Below are 20,013 nucleotides of genomic sequence, written 5' to 3' on the forward strand. Positions count from 1 at the left end.
CTACTGCACATTTAGGAGACCCGCAATAAATGCCTGTATTTATGAAATCGATCATAGAGCCATTTAAAATAAAATCAGTTGAGCCCATTTATTTTACCAGTAAAGAAGAAAGGATTGCAATTTTAAAGGAAGCATTTTATAACCCCTTCTTAATTCATTCCAATAAAGTACTCATTGATTTATTAACAGATAGCGGCACCAGTGCTATGAGCAGTAACCAGTGGGCCGGGATAATGCTGGGCGATGAATCCTATGCGGGAAGCCCAAGTTTTTTCCGCTTTGAAGCAACGGTACAAAAACTAACAGGAATGCCGCTGGTAATCCCCACGCACCAGGGACGCGCGTCGGAAAAAATACTATTCAGCATTGTCGGTGGAAAGGGGAAGTACTTTTTAAGCAATACCCTATTTGATACAACCCGCGCCAATATAGAATTTACAGGTGCGGAAGGCATTGACCTTTTATGCGAAGAGGGAAAGCATACCGGCATACCGGCCCCGTTTAAAGGCAATGTTGATATCGCCCTGCTTCAGGAAACTATCAGGGAAAAAGGTGCTGAAAATATACCGCTCTGCATCATAACGGTCACCAACAACTCAGGTGGCGGGCAGCCGGTGAGCATGGCAAATATTAAAGCGGTAAAAAAAATATGTACTGAAAATAATATCCCGCTGTTTATAGATGCCTGCCGTTTTGCCGAGAATTGCTATTTTATCAAGCTGCGCGAGGAAGGTTATGCCAGCAAATCCATTCCGGATATTGCAGCCGAACTCTTTTCTTATGCAGATGGTTGTACGATGAGCGCCAAGAAGGACGCATTCGCCAATATTGGTGGATTTATTGCCCTTCACGATAAATCACTTGCTTTACAATGCAGGAACTTATTGGTGATAACAGAAGGTTTCCCAACGTATGGGGGCCTGGCAGGCCGTGATCTTGAAGCCATCGCCATTGGCCTGGTTGAGGTAATGGATGAGCATTACCTGCATTACCGTATCCGGAGCATTGAATACCTGGCCAACAAACTTATTGCAGCGGGTGTGCCTGTAATGCAGCCAGCCGGCGGGCATGCTGTGTACCTGGATGCAAAGGCCTTTCTGAACCATATACCCGTAGACCAATATCCGGGCCAGGCCCTGGTTAGCGAGTTGTATTTACATGGCGGAATCAGGAGTGTGGAAATCGGGTCGCTGATGTTTGGAAAGTATGATGAAGACGGAAAGCTGGTTCCCGCCCATATGGAATTAGTAAGGCTGGCCATTCCAAGACGGGTATATACGCAAAGCCATATTGATTATGTGGCCGAAGTTATTATTGAGGTATTCAATAAAAGGAGCGAAATAAAAGGGATGCAAATCATTGAAGAAGCACAGGTCCTTCGGCACTTCACCGCTAAATTGCATCCCGTAGAATAATAAATTTTTCTATCCGGCCTACCTGGCCTTATGCGCTTCCAGTTCAATCTCAATCATGAACTCTGGCAATGCAAGCTCACGTACCCCAAACCAGGAGCCTGTAGGAAATTGCTTTTTGTAAATGGTATTGCGGTAAGCCGATTGTTTTAAAAATTCCGGCATGTTGGTCGTTAATATATTCTCAACCACTACGTCGTCAAAAGTACAACCATAGTGTTTCAATACTTTATCCAGGTCTGAATAACAGTTTTTCATCTGTTGCAGCAAATCACCTTTTGCAGTCGGAATGCCTTTATCGTCCATGCTGACAGCTCCGGATATTTTAATATCGTTGCCAATTCTTACTGCATGTGAATAGCCAAATGCTTTTTCAGCTTCCGGGCGAAGCAGGAAATACTCAGGCGTATCGACCTGGACAATCTGTTCAATTTTAACTTCCTTAACCTGGTCTTTGCAACTTTGCAAAGCAATAATTAAAGCGAGAACTGAAGCAATAAATTTCAGTTGACTGGAAAACTTAAAACCATTATGCATATTTCATAGTTTTTGCCTGCCTACTCTGGTCGGTTTTCGGCTACCCCGGTATTTATGGTTACTACGATTAATTCAGGTTCAGGTTTATCTGCAATAATTAATGCATCTACCTGTTGCAAATGCTTTTTGATCCGCATAAACTGAATGGCAAACAAGGCGATTGTCACCACTATTGAAAAAAACAGGATGGTAGATTGCCAGCTAAAGTATTGCCTGAGCGGACCGATCAGTGCCGGACCTGTTGCATATCCCAAATTGCTGATTGCCATGTATAATGTAAACTGCGTGGCAGAAACCTTTTTCCAGCAAAACTGCATGGCAATAGCCAATATGCCAACCATTGCAAAAACATACACAACCGTATACGCAAAAATATATCCTGTTGTGAAGGAACTGTTATTCCAGTAAATCTTAAAAAAAGCCATTGACGCAGTTAACAGGATCAGGAGAAAATAGTAAATACTTAACATACGGATTTTACCAAACAGGTCTAATAATGCCCCGCCAACAAACATCCCCATTATTCCACCTGTAAGAGAAGCAAGTGAATAGATTTGTGCGTACTCCTGGTTTGTCCAGTGTAAAACCTGCACCGTAAAAATGGGGATCAGGGTATTCATGAAATTAAAAGCCAATCCCATTAGGTACAAAGGAAAAATAAGCAAAAGACTATAAGGCAACAAGACTACACGAAGCAGGGACCTGAAGATCATTGCCCAGCTTTCCAATTGCAATGAGGCAGTTTCCGGGGAGGCAAAGCCGGTAGTCCATGGCAATAATTTTTCGCCTGGCCGCTCCCGTAATAAAAGAGGAACCAGCATAATACAGCTTACGGCAACAGAAAGGGACAGCAGTGCAATTGAAAAATTATAATGATTTATGAGCCAGCTACCCAAAGCAAGGGAAGCTGATATTCCTATGATTTTTGAGCCCCACATCAAACCATTTGCCCTTGCCTGCTGGTCCATGGGCACAATATCTATTGCCATTCCATCTGTAGCAACATCCTGGAATGCGCCAAAAAAGCCAACAAAAAAACCAGCTATCCTCAAATCATGTAAGTTATTGAGCGGGTCGGGTACCATGGCCATGCCGATGAAACTGCACATTAAACCGAGTTGCCCAAAAAGCACCCACGGCCTCCTGCGACCCATTGGCAGGTATGCATACCGGTCCATCAGCGGAGCCACCAGTATTTTAAAACTCCAGGGGATTCCTATAATCGCAACGAATCCACCAATTTCGGCAACTGACTTGCCATTCATAGCCAGCCAGGCCGGGATGCCGAAGTAGGTCATCCCCTCAGGTATTCCCTGTGCCATATACAAGGCAACAAAATTGAAATACCTTAAAAAAGTATTTTCCGTTAATGCAGGAAGGTTTGCGGATTTATCTTTTCTCATGGCGGCCTACTTTATCGTTGTTTTACTGATCAGCGCCCCCATTCCCCCAATAATTACCCAACCCTTTTCTGTCCGCTTCCAGGTATGGGTGATTTTATTGTAAGTTTTCTCTATGACTTCCTTTTTCTCATTTCTCCAGGTATAGTTCACATCATATAATACAATGACAATATCATCGAATACATTTTCAACTTTCCGTACCAGCTCAATCGTAAAAGTTTTGTTTTTATCCTTATACAAATCAGCGATCCAGTCGGTAATATGGTCTTTACCCGTGATGATATTATTACTGGGATAACCCATAAAATTATCATGCCATAAAGTGCGATAATTGGTAAGGTCCTGTGCCTGCACATATTTCCAGTACTGCTCTTCCATCTTCCAGATTTCGTCCTTTACCATTTGCGTCTGGCTGAATGAAGGGAAAGTGCCCAGCACCAGCAATGCGACTAAAATATATTTCATGCTTTCATTTATAAATAACTAAGCCACCATTTATCCTTATGATTCGTTTTATAGATATCGTACCATTTACATAGCGGGTACAACAGCAGAACAACTATGATCCAGACCAGGTAAGTAAACCCTAAAGAAAAACCATAACCGACAAGCCAGGGGCTGTCTTTTGGATTCGAACCTCCTGTCAAAACCATATCCGTCCAGGGCCGGCCACTATATACCACTGCAACAATTGCCAGTAAGTGAATCAGGTACAAATGCAGGATATAAAAGAAGAGCGGTACCCTTCCAAACGGGATTATTATTTTTCCAAGTTGGTTCAACGGCTTTTCCGCCAGGGCCAGAAAGATAAGCGCCGGACCCAGTGTCATCAATGCATACAACAGGGAAGGCGGGTATTTGGTCACATTCAGCAATGAACAGATGGTCAACAGTGTGGACTTTTGCATGGCCCATGGTGCCATATCACCATATTGGTTAATTCCCCTGATGAGCAGGAACAAGATGATTGAACTGGTGCCGGCAATCAGTAAATATTTTTTCCTGAGGGCAACATCCATTCCTTTTTTATACAATTGCCCAAAGCTATACCCCAACAGCATAATGCATAGCCATGGCAGCACCGGGTAACCTGTGCCAATTGTCCGTCCGCCTATTGTGAACCTTTTGCGCTCATGCAATTCGGCCCATATAAAGTCTTTAACCGTATTGCCTTCTGCATGGATGCCATCGAATAAGTTATGACCAATTAAAACCAGGAGGCCAAGGGCTAAAATTATTTTAGGCGGCAGGTAGACCAAACCCGAGAGGATAACCATACAAAACCCAAGCACCCAGATCACCTGCAGGCGGAAGAATAGAAATGCCGGATTGAAAGACCAGGCAAAGCCAATTATGGTCAATTCAAGAAACATCAGCCACAGTCCTCTTTTAAATAAAAAAGCGGATAGTTCTTTTTTCGTTTTCCTTTCGCCAACCAGGAAGGCGGAAGTGCCTGCGAGGAACACAAATACCGGTGCACAAAAATGGGTGATCCACCTGGTAAAAAATAATGCAGCGTTACTTTGGGATAAATCTGTGGGGTCATACAAGTACTGATCAGCATGGAAATAATCCCGGACATGGTCAAGCGCCATTATTACAATAACTACTCCCCTTAAGAGGTCAATTGATTCGATCCTTGTTTTGGTTACTGTGGACATGAATTATATTACAAGCTATTTGATACTGACTTCTCACATATGCTTCCGTACATCCATACCTAGCCTGCCCATTCTTGCAGCCCAGGTTTCTTCGTCTACACTTCCTGCTGCGATCCAGTCTTCATCAGCAAGGGAAGCCCGGTAGCCAAGCAGTGGTGCAGCGTCGGCCCCGACAGGATTACGGAAAGCAGTATGCCCTTCTGATAATATGGTAAGGACCATGTCCGCTACGGTCTCTGGCATTACATGGTGAGAAGCAGATGCAGAGAGGTAGGCTTTCAACCGGATGTGGTTGGGGTAAACCGAAGACACCGGCAGGCCTGCAAATTTATCTATCAGGGGAGTATCAATAACACCAGGCTCAACAAGTGCCACACGTATTCCAAACTGGCCAACCTCCCCGGCAAGGCTTTCACTAAGTGCCTCAACGGCAGCCTTTGAAGCAGCATATGCCCCAAAACAAGGACTGTATATTTTACCGGAAACGGAAGTCACGTTAATAATACATCCACTTTGGCGCTGGCGCATCCCCGGTAGTACGGCCTGGATACAACGCAGGGTACCCAGGTAATTAGTCTGGGTCACCGCATAAAATGTTTCAAAAGGCATTTCTTCAACTGAACCAATGGGCGCAATTCCAGCGTTATTGACCAATACGTCAATTTGCCCGGCCCGGGACAAAACTTCATCTACAGCTGTTTGTACTGACTTGCCATCATCTACATCCATTGTAAGGATAGTTACCGGCAGGTTTTCCCGTGCAGCGAGTTGCGCTAATCCCGGAGCCTTTTGCGGATTCCGCATGGTAGCAAATACGTTGTATCCATTACGTGCCATAGTTTCAGCAATAGCAAACCCGATTCCGGTACTACAACCAGTAATCAGAACATTTGCTTTAGGTTGATTTCCCATTTTCTTATTCTCCACTATTGAATTATTCAGCAATTAAACCGTTTTGCCGGCAATTGTAAGATTCCCTCTTCTGACCTTGGCTCCTTGCAAAAAAACTTCGGTTACCATAAGAGGAAAAGCCCAGCAGGCCCATGCCATAACGTTTACTGTTGTTGCAGGATCTATATGAAATTGCTCAACGAGGATTTTTTCTAACAACCGGAAACTGGTAAATGCACAGGTCACCACAAAACTCCTGACCATTCATTCCCGGTGCTGGTCATAATTTTTCGACCTTACAGACCAATAGGCCATGCCGGATGTAATTAACCACGCTAATGCCAGCCCCATCAGGCCCGTCCCGAAGTTTACATCTTTTTCAGTGATGATCAGTTTCCCAACAGATAAATTGAGCGAAGCCACAGCAGCGACAAGAATACTCGTTAAATAAATCTTGCCCATTGTATGGTGTACTTTGGGGTAATTATTCCGGATTGCAGGGAAAAACTGGAAAGGGCCAATTAAAAGGGCAATCATCCCACCAACAATATGCAGCAATAACCAGGGTGCGAAGTTTGGCCAGTAGCCCTTTCCATATGCGTCAACGTTATAAGAAAAATAATGGAATGCATTATCATAAATAAAATAAAGCGAGGCCAAAATAATAATACCCCATCCTGCAATGCTGATTAACCTTGTTGCCATAAGAGATGTTTTTAGCTTATCAATTACTTTTCTTTTAGGTAGGTCTCAACGTGTTTCACTTTGTCGTCATCTATATACATGAAATTGAGTTGTATTGCACCTGAAGACAGGAAATCAAAATGAAGGCTGGCTTCAAAGCCTTTAGGTGCGCCGGGATAGTCAAAAGTATTGTTGCCCACATACAAAAAATCTTCCCCAAACACTTCATTTTTCATCCAGAGTGTATGCTCATTTTTAAACAAATCGACCGACCTGGTTTTATCCTGTACACTTATATAATGTCCGGCCAGTTTATCCAGCGCTTCCGGCTCAGCCAACAGTTTCGGTGACATGCTCACATCATAGGTCACTTTGGCGGTTCCATTACTATTTTTCTGCAGGTCAAGGATCCTTCGCTTTGCAGCCGGGGAGGCAGCAGAGGAGTCTTTACCGATATATTTATCGCCTGTAAAATACAACTGTGTTACCAGTGGCTGGTACCCTTCTGCGGTAATCATCAAATGGAAATGTGCAGGCCGGGTATGTCCATTTCCCACATCATAGGGCACAGGCAGGATGGTATTAAAAACATACTGCCCGTTTGCATCAGAATAGGTTGTACCCCGGTACCTGAAATCGCTGGTGGTATTATCATAAACACCTTTGCCATCACAATGCCACAATTCTATTTTAGCATTCTTATAGGGAGTAATACAATCATTGTGCTTGATTTTGCCACTCAGTTGAATCAGGGTTCCCTTATCTCCCGGGATGACAAAATTATTCCTGACCGGGCTACCCGGGCGATAATACGGGCCCAGGATATCACTCGTGGTTTCACAGTCACCCACATATTGCTTGCCATCAAAACGAACAAATCCAAAAGCACTAACTGCGAAAGCACTTAATGTTGTATTTTTTATAAAGGCTCTCCTTTTCATATTGACAGTTGATAAATGCTAATTATTTTTTTGCTTTTGCAGCTTCCAGGATATTCATGCCGCTTGCTTTAATGATCACCGAGCGATCGTAATAAGTTGAATAATGGTCTATCTTTTTCTCCGCATTAAAATGAACGGAAAAATTCATACGGAGGGCAACTGGTTTTCCTTTAAATACCATCTTGTTGGAAAAATAAGAGATCACATAAATCCCCAATTGTGCACCACCTTTAGGTTGTGCAATAACATTAATGGGAATATTGTTGAATTCAGTCATGGTCATAGATTCAACTCCTGATTTCTCCTTCCAGTTTTTCCACCAGCCCACTACCGCAGTTTTACCCGATAAAGTAGTACGGGTATCCACATCGCCATCGGGAAAACTGTAGACAACATTATCAGCCAGCATATCACCCCAGGCATCAAATTCAAACTTTGATATATGGTTAAAAGCCGCAAGGGATGAATCGGTATACTCCATCGGTGCAATAATAAAATTCGGATTGGTAATGGCTGCCGGCATTGTTGTTACGGGTTCTTCCTTTACAGCCTGTTCTTTTACCGGTGCGGCTCCATTACAGCCCACTGTAAAAAAACTGGTAAATATGACGATACCCGCAATTACCAGGGCCAGGGCCACCAACAAGTTAAACTTTTTCATGGTTTATTTTTTTCTCCGATAAACCTACTGTTTAGCAACTGCAAAAAGATAAGGGTCAGGATGAACAAGGCGCCAGACTGTCCGAATAGGGGTAAATATTTACCGGCCGGATCGGGCTACAGGGTCTTAATACTTTTCAGGAGTTTTTCTTTCTGGTCTGCACTGAGCGGAATGGTTTTCTGGCCAAGCATTACATGGCTTTCAGCCACTTCATCCACATGCGAAAGGTTGATGATATAAGAACGGTGAATACGGAGGAAAAGCCGCATGGGCAATTTCTCTTCAATTGTTTTCAGTGTAATAGCAAGCAGGTATTCTTTCTGTTGGGTAAATATCCGGCAATAGTTACGATCGGCTTCCATGTAAAGGATTTCGGCAAGCATAATTTTGACCATCTTATTGCTGTGCCGTATAAAAATCCGGTCACTTAAAATAAAGGGTTGCTCTTCCCCGGCAACTTTTTCTGTAAATGGTCCGGTTGCGCGTTCTGCCATGCGGCTGATCGTGAGTTCTATTGCCCTTTGCAGGTCCAGTTGCTTAAACGGTTTGGAAATAAATGCTGCCGGCCGGGAAATTTTCGCCCTGTTAAAGGTTGCTTCATCTGCATTGGCAGTCAGGTAAATGATGGGGATATCAGCGATTTTTTGGATTTGTAAAGCGGTTTCAATCCCATCTAATTTTCCCTTCAGGTTGATATCGAGTAAAACAATATCGGGCCTGTTCGCTGATACATGCTGGATGGCTTCTTCACCGCGCGGCAAAATACCAGTTACCTCATAACCAAGATCAGTGAGCAACATGGAAATCTTTGCACCAATGATCATTTCATCTTCTACCACCAGTATTTTGATTCCCTTATCCATTAATGCGGCATTTCGTATTTAAAAACAATAGAGATAGCAGTACCCTGACTGGTATCTGTCGAAAGTTTGCCACTTAACTGTTGTACTAATAAATTTACCAATTCTGTTCCGAAGCCTGTTCCTTTTGCTTTACTATTTTGGGGTTTGCCAATACCATTATCTGCAACCTTAAATACCCATTCATTTTTAGCGCCGGTTTTTGCCAAACTGATCTGTATTTCACCGCGCCGGTTTTCCGGGAAAGCATATTTAAGTGCATTGGTCAGTAATTCATTCGCAATAAGTCCGATCGGTATAGCCGTATCAATATCCAGTTCAACGGGCTGCATACTACAGCGGATATTGATCCGGTCACCGGCGTTAAAGCTGTCTGCAATACTTTCGCTCAGGTTTTTAAAATAATCCTGCATCTCAATAGCGGCAAGGTTGCTGCCCTGGTACAATTTCTGGTGGATGATACCCATTGAAAGTACCCGGTTCTGGGTGGCCTTCATCACTTCCTGGCCCGTAGGATGGTCGATCTGCGCAGCTTGTAATGCCAATAAGCCAGAAACAACTTCCAGGTTATTCTTTACGCGGTGATGGATTTCTTTCAGCAGTAATTCATTTTCAGCATTGCGTTTATCCAGTTGTGCGTTTTTTTGTGCAAGGTCATTATTGAGCGACCCGAGTTTGGTATTAAGCAATTGTTTATTCTGGTAGTTGCGGTATAGCACCACCAGGCTGAAAATCAGCAACCCGGCAGCGCTTAAGATCATCCACTGCAAGCGCTTTTGTTGCAGGATGGACAACTCCTGCGATTTAATGGTTGATTCCTTTTGCGCCACTTCAAATTCTGTTTGCAGTTTGGCAACCCGCTGGTCGGCATCAGCGGTGAATACACTATCCTTCAGCTGGTCATATTTCAGGAAAGCGGTATGGGCATTTTTGTAGTCGCCGGTAGCCGCGTAGGCTGTTCCCAATTCCTTATAGGCCAGGTGCAGAAAATAATTATCGCCGAATTTTTCAGTGGCCACCTGCAGGCAGGTATCCAGGCTTTTTATTGCCTCGGCTGAACGTTTGGAAAGGTTCTGAAGTTTCCCCATTGCCAGCCAGGAACGCATCAGCATAAAATTATTATCTAACAGCGTTGAATACCTGATTGCATTTTTTGCATTGACTTCTGCTTTGTCGTAATCATAGGTAATGGTATACAGGTCGGCCAGTGAAATATAGATATCTGCCAGGTTATTATAAAACTGGTAGCGTTCACTTATTGCCAGTGCGCGCTTATAGTATTCCAGTGCCCTGGGGTAATCTTTTACAGCCAGGTAATTGTTACCGATCACATAGAGGGTAAAACTGTAATCCATATCATCTATACCCCTATGCTTAAACAATAGCTCAGATTTCAACCCGTATTCAATGCCTTTACTAAATTTCGATTGCTTCCAGAATAAATTGCTGAGGTCGCTATAGGCCATGGCAATGGCTTTGATGTCGTGCAGGGACTCGCCAAGGCGCAAGCCTTCCATGGCGTAATCGGCTGCCTTGCTGATGAGTCCCCTGCGTTCCATCACATAGCCCATTTGGGTTAACACCTGCGGAAGGTCTTTCCGGGGAAGCCTGGTCCTGGCTGAATCCAGCACAGCGAAAGCGGAATCCAATTTTTCCTGTCGCAATAAAATAGCACCAAGTGTTGTTTGCAGCCGGCCTTCCCAGGCAGTTTGGCGGGAAGCAATTGCAGCTTCCAGCACCTGGCGGGTGAGTGAATTGGCTTTATCCAGGTTACGGGTATGCCAGTAATAAGCCAGGTCGTTACCGATTTTGAATTTCAGGGAATCGGGCAAATTTTGCCTGTACGCCTTTTCCAGGATGGTTAAGTAGGAAGAATCGAAATCATCTGTTTCGACGAATACCTGCAAGTATGGTGGATTGCGGGAGAAATCAACTATTTGGGCGTGAACAGTTGCAGTCACGAATAAAAAAAACAGTGTACAGTTTACCGGAATGGTTCTTCTCCACATAAACCGATACCGTTTTTTTATGGTGTTCATTTATGCGCGATCTTATTCCTTTTTAAGAAATCGTCATATTTTTCCTTAAAGACCTGGTAGCGGTATTTTCCATCAACCGGTTTTTCCTTTCCGGAAGCAGCCTTATCAACGAGTTCAAAATAAGCCTGTGGAAATTCATCAGAATAAATGGCTGGAATCATACCGGCCTTGTTAAACCCGACATAGAGTGAAAAGAGAAAGAACAGGGAAATGATCAGGAATGAATAGTCTTTATATTGAAGAACATATTTCAATGCAGAAACAGGTTCGCCATCTTCCCCCCGCCCTTTTTTCACCAGGCTTGCAGTGAGGAAACAAAGCAATAAAATAAATGCCAGCGCACCAACAATTTGCGCAGAACCCGGTACAAATGGCATAACCACCAGCGAAAGCAAAAACAAAATAATACTCGCGTGGAAAATAAGTACAGACAAGGCAAGGAAATTATTAATGGGTTGCAGTTTCCTGTAGCGGTATATCATTTTACGCATATAGATTCCGGCAAGGCAAATTCCTGCTACCACAAACAAGCCTTCAACAAATTGAAAATGGATATAAAAAACACGCAGCATAAGAATGAAGGCAAGCAGGGTAAGACTGGACATTTCAATCAACGCATAAATATTTTTCCGGTCTTTCTTCCATAAAAGGGAAATTAACCTCACCCCGAAAATCAACCCAAATGCAGCAGCTACGCCACCCAGGATTTTTAGTCCGTAACTATTCTGGGCCATGGCGGCAAACGCGCCCATGATCAGCAGCACAAACAACAGGTAATATAAGGATTGGTCTCTTTTCATTAGTTAGGGAGGTAGTTTAGGTAGTTTATATCCCACAACAGGTTTTTGTCAAAGGAGGTCCATTTTTGATCGCCTGTCTGGCGTTCCCTGACCCGGCAGGCTTCCAGTAAGATCAGGGTTCGGCAAACCAGGTCCTGTGATTCTGTAAGCGTGGAAGGCAGGGAAGTTAAAGCGCGGTAATAATTCCCTTCATAGGAAACACCAAGCACCTGGTAGTAAATGCCAAAAAATTTTCCACCTTCCGGAATATCCCTTAATATTTCACTTGCGTGTGTATTGACAGATTTACTGCCTATTTCCGAAAGCACCAGGATCTGGTCTACGCGTGGATCCAACCGGGCATCAAGCTTTGCATAATCAAGCTTAGCAATATTGGCGTAGGCGGAATCCAGGTAAACAAATGCTTTTGGATTGGCGTTCTGCCTGTATAATTTTTCTGCTATATGCAGGTACCCAAGAACTTTTTCATGGTTTTCTTCGAACAATTCGGCAATGCTGACAGATTTTTCCATTTTCCCTAATTCAGCCAGGTGCTCAGCCAGCTGCCGCATTAAATTCAGGAAGAATACTTTCTCGAGGTATTCATATTTGTCCTTGGACCGATGGATGTTTTGCAGGTCCAAAAGGCCTGTATATTTCATTCCTTCAAGGCTATCACCCCGGTCAAATGCCCGGTTCGCTAATACCAGTAACAGCAGGTTCTTATCAAATGCTTTACCCTCAGGGTGCTGGTCCGTAAAGCTGATGATGTTTTGTAAAGTGGAATCAGGTAGTGAATAGTTTTTTGAATATGCTTCAGGGGAAATATCAGCTTTGGTTTCAAAAGCCTTTGCTACCCAATAATGAATAGCCTGGAGGTCATTGCCCGTTTTATACAATTGGGAAAGCAGTCCATTCTTACGCAGGTAATTGAAAAAATAATCGCTGTGGAAAGTCCAGCTGAACCAGCCATCCCGGTAATCCGGATAGATAAAAAGGTCATGCCTTGAAATAAGTTTTGTCCTGACACCATCACCATTATAGACCACAGTTGTTGAAATCATTGCATCAAGTGAGTCTTTACTGACTTGCCCGTACAGGTCAACTGCTGCTTTTAGGTAACCATCTAACTTTACTTCATCAACAGGCATATTCCGGTCCCACCAGTATTTATGGTAGAACATGGCCTTTCGTTTATAATTCATGGCCAGTTCGAAATTACGTTCAGAGGGGTTCGGGATCTGCTTAAGCGTGCTATCATAATCAGCCATCTCTTCATCAAAAACTGCACGGTCAGACAGGTAAAGGTTCGGGAAAACATACCCCCTTGTGGAACGGTGGTAATTGCGGATAACGTTTAACAAATACATATGTGTAATATATCCGGAACGGATAACAACATTGCGCAGCTGCACCTGGGGAGAGTTATCGCGGGTATTTGAACTTATCCATTGCATTAATGAAATTGCCTCCTTTTGATGCCCGTATTGATAGAGGTACCCTATTATATTGAGGTGGCTATTCAGGATCCGCGGCAACTCAAAATAATCCCTTTGGTTATTGTCAAGGAGTTGCCTGAAACACCAGGTTATATGATCCGTCTCACCTGCAGCAGCATACAATGAAGCCAGTGTATGGTATCCGCCGTTAAAATCATTGGCCAGCCGCCCATTGGTTTCAAAACTTCCCTTGGGATAATACAAATTGAAAACAGCTTCTCCTTCTTTTGAGGAAAGTGGCGATACAAGCGCCAGTAAATTTTTGATTTGTTCCGGGCTGGCCTTACCCACAGTAAGCCAGTACTGTATGGCCATATTAAGTTCAATTGGAATAGTTGGCAGGTACAATTTTTTATTACCCAGGAAACGCATCACCAACTGGTAATTTTTTTCTGCAATTGCTGCAAGCACTTCCTCTTTTTTAGGGTCAGGTAGGTAATACTTGTCCATCGCCAGCAATGCCGTGAATTTATTCCCTTCCAGCAGCAAAAATTCAGGGTCTGCCGCTGGGTCCGGGTTCATTAAATTTTTTGTAATGAGGGAAAACAATTGGTTTTTCAAATCACCTTCCAGGTGTTTTTCCTGCAGCAGCAATTGCTTATATGACTCAACTGCAATTTTTACCCTGCTTTTAAAATCACGTGCCTCCAGTGCCGGAACCAGGGAACCTTGCTGGTACCGCTCTTCTGCCAGCATATAAACTGCTTTGTCCTGGATATTGACTTCCTGGCTGTTCAATAAGGCAGATGCTTCTTTCCTAACGCGTTTGATCACATTTTCATTTTTCTTTTGCTCTGCATCGTACCAATAAAACCCGGTAAGTACAAGCATGATCATTATTGCCAGTATAGCCGTAATCCTCCTGGCGCCATATTTCATGAATGCACGGGTAACCATTTCTTTCCGTGCACTTTTTTTCAGGAATTCTTTAATATCACCCAGGTCTGCTTCTGCTGTGTGAAGGGACTCCGCCGGATCACCTGTAATTCCACCATACCGGCGTAACCAGCCTGTATTTGGTTTACAGTTATTATACCAGTTTTCAAAATAAGTCAGCGGGCCGATGGGTAATAAGTAACCACTGCTTTTACCACTATTTTTCCAACGGTCAACCTGCTTTTGGAAATCGAGGTAAGTAGAATAAAATTCATATTCCCTGTTAGCCCAACTGTTTAATTTATTCCAGTTCCGGATCAGGCTTTCATGGGTAATATCCAGTACTGTTTCGGGCGACAGGTCATGGGTTTTCGGGTCATCCGTTTTAAAAGGCCTGATAAATGAATTGCCTTCTTCCCGGTATATATTGATCACCCCGCCCACAACTTCCGGAGACAGGTGTGGTGTGTTGATGATACTGGTTATTTCAGCCAGGGTCATCCTGTTCCTTACAGCGCGGCTGTTATCATATTTTGTGAGGCAACTGAAAGTGAGCGCTATGATCCGTTTGGCATCCCGTTGTGAAACGGGACTGTCCGGATGCTGCTGGTTGTAATAATTCCATGCATTTTCATATAATAAGCTGGCATGTATTTCAATGACTTTATGCAATCCTGTTTCCGCATAAAATTTCTGCTGCTGTTCAGGAATAGTCGCCAGCCAGTTGGTGAATTTCACCCTGTCTTCATCAGGCAAATCATCAGCGGGCATACCACCAACCATGGCATAATGCAGCAGGTCCATTTCCTCCCTGCCATTATCCGCTGCCTGCCAGATGCGGCTGAGGGCATGTTGCAAAATGGGCAACTGGTCAACGCCATCGGCAATATCATAAACCAGTCTTTCGATCAGGCGTTGTGAAATACGGTTGCCACTTAAAATTGCGGGTTCTTCAATGACCTGTTTTAAATCTTTCCTTTTTAACCTGGGAACAAAGAACTGGGAGAACCCTATATATTCCGGTAAACCCCGGAAAGAAGAACACTGGCCAATATAATCCGAACGCATGGTGCATACCACATATACCGGCAGGTTCCGGCTGATGGCAATGCGTGCAGTTTCCAATAAGAGGTTTACAACGATCTGTGCATCCTTTGAATGGACATCATTGAAAAAATTCTCGGGGTTGGTAAAAAATTCCTCGAACTGGTCAACCAGGATCATCAGGTTCGCCGACTTACGCTTTTTTTCCAGGCTCACCTCTTCTTCCCCTGCATAAAAAGATGAATTCAGGTAAAGGTCGATCAGGGAGCTGTATCCACGCCTCAATTCAGTTTCAACCGTATCAACACTTAGTTGCAATTGTTCAGCAACTGCTGCAGCCATATTCCTGACCGGATTCCTTTCAGGCCGGAAACCAGCAACAAGCCAATTGGAATACCTGGCTTTAAAAAATCCTGCGCGTGCATTGGGAATAAGGCCTGCATAGATCAGCGACGATTTGCCTTCACCGGAAGCACCGGTAACCATCAGGAATTTGTTCTGTTCGAGTAGTGCCGTGATCTGATCCACCTGCAGGTCCCTGCCCTTGAAATAAAGGCTTTCTTCCTCCGTAAATGAACGGAGGCCGGTATATGGACAAATATGGTTCAGGTCAGTTGTTTTCATCTACGTATTGTATATATCGTGTGATAAATGGCCGGTAATACTCATTAAAGCCAGCCCATTCACTACCAGACACTTTATCTTTTTCCCAATAACCATAAAGGATAGTGGCTAAAAAATCGGCCTGGTCATTATCAGAAATAGCATTGGGTATATGGTCTGTTGCCCCGAATAAATCACCATTAAAAGCATAAGACCTGCAGGTATTCTTAAATGCAGAAAATTTTTGTGGCAGGTTCTTTATCAGGCGGTTTATTTCAGTTGCATTTTTACCAGGCGACTGCATGGCTAATGCAAAGGCCAGTAATTGCCGGTTGGGCTGGTCCGTGGTTACATTCTCTGCACGTTTGGCCTCGCTTCCAGCGGAATCAATTAGTTGCTGTATGATCTTAGCATCCTGTTTTTCGCGTATCATTTCCGTTGCAGCAAATGCATACAGCGAAGACCTGTTCATCGGCAACTTGAATGTGGCGACAATTTTATGGGCCTCATCAAAATGACCGGCTTTTACCAGCCCTTTTACGGCAACAGCTATAAGCCGGAAAGACTGGTTACTTGGCTGGCCACCAAACTCGATTGTCTTTAATTGGTTAAAGAGGGTGTTATTTTGCAGCTTTCGGTAATAGCGAAGCATCTCTTCCGTATTTCCTGCCTGTTGTGCCTCCTGGCCCAGGTAGAGGTAAAGCAGGTTTAATTCAAGGCTCCTGTCCACTTTTCGCCTTTCCAGTTCCTGGTCTAATTTGCTGAATATGCCAGGCTTTGGTTTCGGGGTAAAGAACCCGCGGGGAAAAAACATTTTTACATTATAATCATGTAACCAGTAAGAAATATTATTCAATTCATCCTGGCCGGGATACAGCTGGTCAAACAGGTGCTGATCAATTATATACTGCAGGAAAATATCTGTAAAATAAAAAAAGAAGAAAGCCCGGGGTTCCAAAGGATGATATATTGTCCTGATGTCGGGATAAATAAAAAGTGTTTTACGGGGAACATTTAATTCATCACCGCCGCTGGCACCAACAATTGAAGTTGCCTGGTTAAGGTAAGCCGGACTAACTTTATTATAATAACTAAAGGCCTTATCAAAATAAGCCTGTGTAGTTAATTCTCCATTGGGAGGTAAATCCTTATAGGCAGATTTTGATATGCCTTCATCCTTAAAGGAAAGGGCTGTAAAGAAATTCTTCTTATCATTATCACCCGCAGATAATTGAATCACCTCCCGGAATTTGTTATAGAAAAAACTTAACTGGTCGCGGCTACTGAATTGCAAATTCAGATTGAAGGAATTATCCATCCAGAAATACAATTCCAGGTTGGACATGGTAAGACGATCTGGTAATGTCCGGCCCAGCAGGCGCGTATAAAACTCCTGTTCATCAATTTTTTTCCTCGTGCAATACCCTTTTACAAAATTGTCCAGCACTTCCGTTTTCCCGTTGCTGTAAAATACTGCGGCGATATTAGCGGCATTATCGGCCAGTGTTGCATAGTCTCCCTGGTGATAATTCTGGTTGTACTGAAGCAGGGTATCAATGCATTGTAAAGCCTTTTCACTATTGCCCGAAGCCGCATAGAGATAAGCCAGGTCCTGGTACAAACCATTGGACATAAAACCGTAATTCAATTCACTCCGCAATAAAAACTTATCTCTTTGGAAATTTGTTTCTACCCATTTAGATGGTGAACTGTTTTCAAATGGCGATAAAATTCCGAGCAGGTTATGTATTTCCTCACCGGAAAAAGCCTTGTAATTAATGGCATTTTCAAGGGCAAGGAAAAATTGCTGGATATCAGAAAACCCGGCAGGTTGCCGGAGTGCTATATGAAAGGACCATTGGGCAGAGCGCCTTGCATTCCGTTTCCGCCATTCCATGACCTGCGGATCAGCCAGGTTAAAATAACCCAGTTCCAGGATAACCCTGAAATCATTGATTTCCTTAAGCACGGAAGAAAGGAGTATGGGATTATTTTCCGGAATCGTAATCGCCTCCAAAAGGCTGTCTGTAAGTGACAGGCTTTGCATAATAAGATCCCGGGGATTATCCCTGCCCTGCAATAATAATAAGGTTGCGATGCCATTGGCTACATTAATCCGGTCGATTGGTTCTTTACTGGCCATAACAGCTTCCTTCAGGGTAGTAAGGCCCATCTTTAATTCTTCACAAGCCAGGGTAACTTTATACTCCAGTTTTACTTTGGGGTTGGCTGTCAGTGCAAGGCCCTGCTGATGGATATTCTTCAACACAGATTCATTCTGCCGTTTGAAATACACATTGATCGCAAAGGCACTTAAAGCAATTACTGCAATTAATCCCACGAAAGCAGCGATCCGTTTTGGCCCGTAGCGCATGATGGTACGGGTTACCACATGCCTGCTGGCGCTACGGCTGATAAATTCCCGGCCATTATTGAGTATTTCATTGGCTTTATTGAGCTTTACTTCTTCCCTGCCTTCTTCCGGCAGGTAACGGGCAATCCACCAGGCATTGGGTTTTACTTTATTATACCAGGTTTCAAAATAAGTAAGCGGCCCGATAGGCAGCAGGAAGCTGTTCGATTTGCCACTATTTACCCAGCGGCCCAACTGCTGTTCGAAATCCAGCGAAATAGAATAGTTATTAAATTCTTCTTTTGCCCATTGTCCAAGGTATAACCAGTTCCTGATCAGGCTTTCATGGGTGATGTCAAGGACCTGGCCGGGTTGCAGTGATTGGCTTTCCGGTATCTCTGTATTAATAAAAGGCCGTATAAAAGTATTGCCGGGTTCCCTGAAAATGTTCAATACAGTTCCGACCATACTGGCATCTATACCTGGTTGCCCTAAAATATTGGTGATTTCCTGCAGGGTCATCCGGTTGCGCACTGCCCGTCCCTGGTCAATTTTAGTCAGGCAGGTAAAGGCTGTACGGATGATTAACCGGCTTTCATCCCTGGAAACAGGCTTACCCGTTTTTTGGGTATAATATCCTGCTGCCTGTTCATATAATTTATTGACATGGGTATCGAGTACATTTTGCAAACTGGGCGCATGGTAACAGGCTTTGATCTCCGGCGTCAGCGAAGCAAACCATTCGTTAAAACGAGGCACTTGTTCCTCTGGCAACTCCTGCACATTCATACCGCCTACCATAGCATAGTGCAGAAGGTCCATTTCTTCATTGCCCATATCAGCAGCCAGCCAAATCTGGTTAAGTGCATGCTGGAGAATGGGCAGCTGGTCGCCCCCTTCTGTAAGGTCGTGTATCAATCGCTCTGTTAACCTGCGTGTAATCCGGTTCCCACTGAGTACTGCCGGTTCTTCAATAACCTGTTGCAATTGCGAGCGGTTCAGGCGGGGTACAAAAAACTGGGAAAAACCAATATATTCAGGCAGGCCACGGAATGCAGCACACTGACCAATATAATCGGACCGCATCGTAAAGATCACATAGACAGGCAGGTCTTCTTCCAGCGCAATGCGGGTCGTTTCCAATAACAGGTTGAGTACCAGGTTCGCTTCTTTAGAAGGGGCTCCCTGCTGGTAATTTTCGGGGTTGGTGAAAAATTCCTCAAACTGGTCTACAAGGATAACCAGGTTGGCAGCTCCCCGGCGCATTACAGCTTTACCGGAATCATCCGCCTGCAGCCATTCTGCAGATGCTGTGTCTATATACCTTTTTGAACTTTTATATAAATCAACCAGGGCAGAAAAGCCATGATTCAATTCAGACTCAACTGTAGTCTGGTTGGGTATGTCCAGTTGCCTGGCAATAGCAGTTGCCAGGTTCCTGAAAGGTGTCCTTTCCGGCCGGAAATCGGCTACACACCACTGTGAGTATTTTGATTTCAGGAAACCTGACTTTGCATTGGGAATGATACCGGCATATACCAGGGAAGATTTACCATCTCCCGATGCCCCGGTTAACATCAAAAATTTGTTCCGCTGTAGTTGTGCGGTAGCCAGGTCTATATCATCTTCCCGCCCCTTAAAATAAAGGGATTCCTCTTCCGTAAAGGATCTCAAACCAGTATAAGGACAAATCTGATAAGCTTCAAGCATGTTGCGGGATGTATCTATGTCAAGGTATTATTGACAGAGATATGGGTTTAGGGTTTATAT

14 protein-coding genes are annotated in these 20,013 nt (G+C 43.9%); 1 reads left to right on the forward strand and 13 read right to left on the reverse strand.

Features of this window, described 5'->3' with window-relative positions; all coding sequences use genetic code 11:
- Positions 1-41: 41 nt before the first annotated feature.
- Positions 42-1,415, forward strand: a complete 1,374-nt coding sequence (locus LAQ65_RS14875) for a tryptophanase (protein WP_224117784.1) — start codon at positions 42-44, stop codon at positions 1,413-1,415.
- A gap of 18 nt (positions 1,416-1,433) precedes the next feature.
- Here the strand turns inward: LAQ65_RS14875 and LAQ65_RS14880 are convergent, their stop codons facing one another.
- The 13 genes from LAQ65_RS14880 to LAQ65_RS14940 all read right to left on the reverse strand — a co-directional run bounded on the left by LAQ65_RS14880 (position 1,434) and on the right by LAQ65_RS14940 (position 19,953).
- Positions 1,434-1,949, reverse strand: a complete 516-nt coding sequence (locus LAQ65_RS14880; RefSeq protein ID WP_224117785.1) for a RidA family protein — start codon at positions 1,947-1,949, stop codon at positions 1,434-1,436.
- A 20-nt stretch (positions 1,950-1,969) separates the two neighbouring features.
- Positions 1,970-3,352, reverse strand: a complete 1,383-nt coding sequence (locus LAQ65_RS14885) for an MFS transporter (protein WP_224117786.1) — start codon at positions 3,350-3,352, stop codon at positions 1,970-1,972.
- 6 nt (positions 3,353-3,358) lie between these two features.
- The gene (locus tag LAQ65_RS14890) at positions 3,359-3,817 is read right to left on the reverse strand and encodes a nuclear transport factor 2 family protein (protein ID WP_224117787.1); all 459 of its coding nucleotides are present in this window, start codon (positions 3,815-3,817) and stop codon (positions 3,359-3,361) included.
- A gap of 8 nt (positions 3,818-3,825) precedes the next feature.
- A complete protein-coding gene (locus tag LAQ65_RS14895; RefSeq protein WP_224117788.1) occupies positions 3,826-5,013 on the reverse strand; it encodes a DUF1624 domain-containing protein in 1,188 nt (395 codons plus the stop codon).
- A 33-nt stretch (positions 5,014-5,046) separates the two neighbouring features.
- On the reverse strand, positions 5,047-5,958 hold the full coding sequence (locus LAQ65_RS14900; RefSeq protein ID WP_224117789.1) for an SDR family oxidoreductase: 912 nt from the start codon (positions 5,956-5,958) through the stop codon (positions 5,047-5,049).
- A gap of 210 nt (positions 5,959-6,168) precedes the next feature.
- On the reverse strand, positions 6,169-6,609 hold the full coding sequence (locus LAQ65_RS14905) for a DUF2306 domain-containing protein (protein WP_224117790.1): 441 nt from the start codon (positions 6,607-6,609) through the stop codon (positions 6,169-6,171).
- A 23-nt stretch (positions 6,610-6,632) separates the two neighbouring features.
- A complete protein-coding gene (locus LAQ65_RS14910; RefSeq protein WP_224117791.1) occupies positions 6,633-7,529 on the reverse strand; it encodes a dioxygenase family protein in 897 nt (298 codons plus the stop codon).
- A gap of 22 nt (positions 7,530-7,551) precedes the next feature.
- On the reverse strand, positions 7,552-8,190 hold the full coding sequence (locus LAQ65_RS14915; protein WP_224117792.1) for a nuclear transport factor 2 family protein: 639 nt from the start codon (positions 8,188-8,190) through the stop codon (positions 7,552-7,554).
- A 116-nt stretch (positions 8,191-8,306) separates the two neighbouring features.
- Complete coding sequence (locus LAQ65_RS14920; protein WP_224117793.1) at positions 8,307-9,053, reverse strand: LytR/AlgR family response regulator transcription factor; 747 nt, start codon at positions 9,051-9,053, stop codon at positions 8,307-8,309.
- Complete coding sequence (locus LAQ65_RS14925) at positions 9,053-11,059, reverse strand: tetratricopeptide repeat-containing sensor histidine kinase (protein ID WP_224117794.1); 2,007 nt, start codon at positions 11,057-11,059, stop codon at positions 9,053-9,055. The genes LAQ65_RS14920 and LAQ65_RS14925 overlap by 1 nt, the downstream gene beginning before the upstream one ends.
- Before the next feature lie 26 nt (positions 11,060-11,085).
- The gene (locus tag LAQ65_RS14930; RefSeq protein WP_224117795.1) at positions 11,086-11,889 is read right to left on the reverse strand and encodes a hypothetical protein; all 804 of its coding nucleotides are present in this window, start codon (positions 11,887-11,889) and stop codon (positions 11,086-11,088) included.
- Positions 11,889-15,911 (reverse strand): ATP-binding protein, encoded by a 4,023-nt coding sequence (locus tag LAQ65_RS14935; protein ID WP_224117796.1) that lies wholly within the window; start codon positions 15,909-15,911, stop codon positions 11,889-11,891. The genes LAQ65_RS14930 and LAQ65_RS14935 overlap by 1 nt, the downstream gene beginning before the upstream one ends.
- Complete coding sequence (locus LAQ65_RS14940; protein ID WP_224117797.1) at positions 15,898-19,953, reverse strand: nSTAND1 domain-containing NTPase; 4,056 nt, start codon at positions 19,951-19,953, stop codon at positions 15,898-15,900. Before LAQ65_RS14940 ends, LAQ65_RS14935 begins: the two co-directional genes overlap by 14 nt.
- Positions 19,954-20,013: the final 60 nt, after the last annotated feature.

The organism is Flavihumibacter profundi (assembly GCF_020076305.1).
Lineage (GTDB): Bacteria > Bacteroidota > Bacteroidia > Chitinophagales > Chitinophagaceae > Flavihumibacter > Flavihumibacter profundi.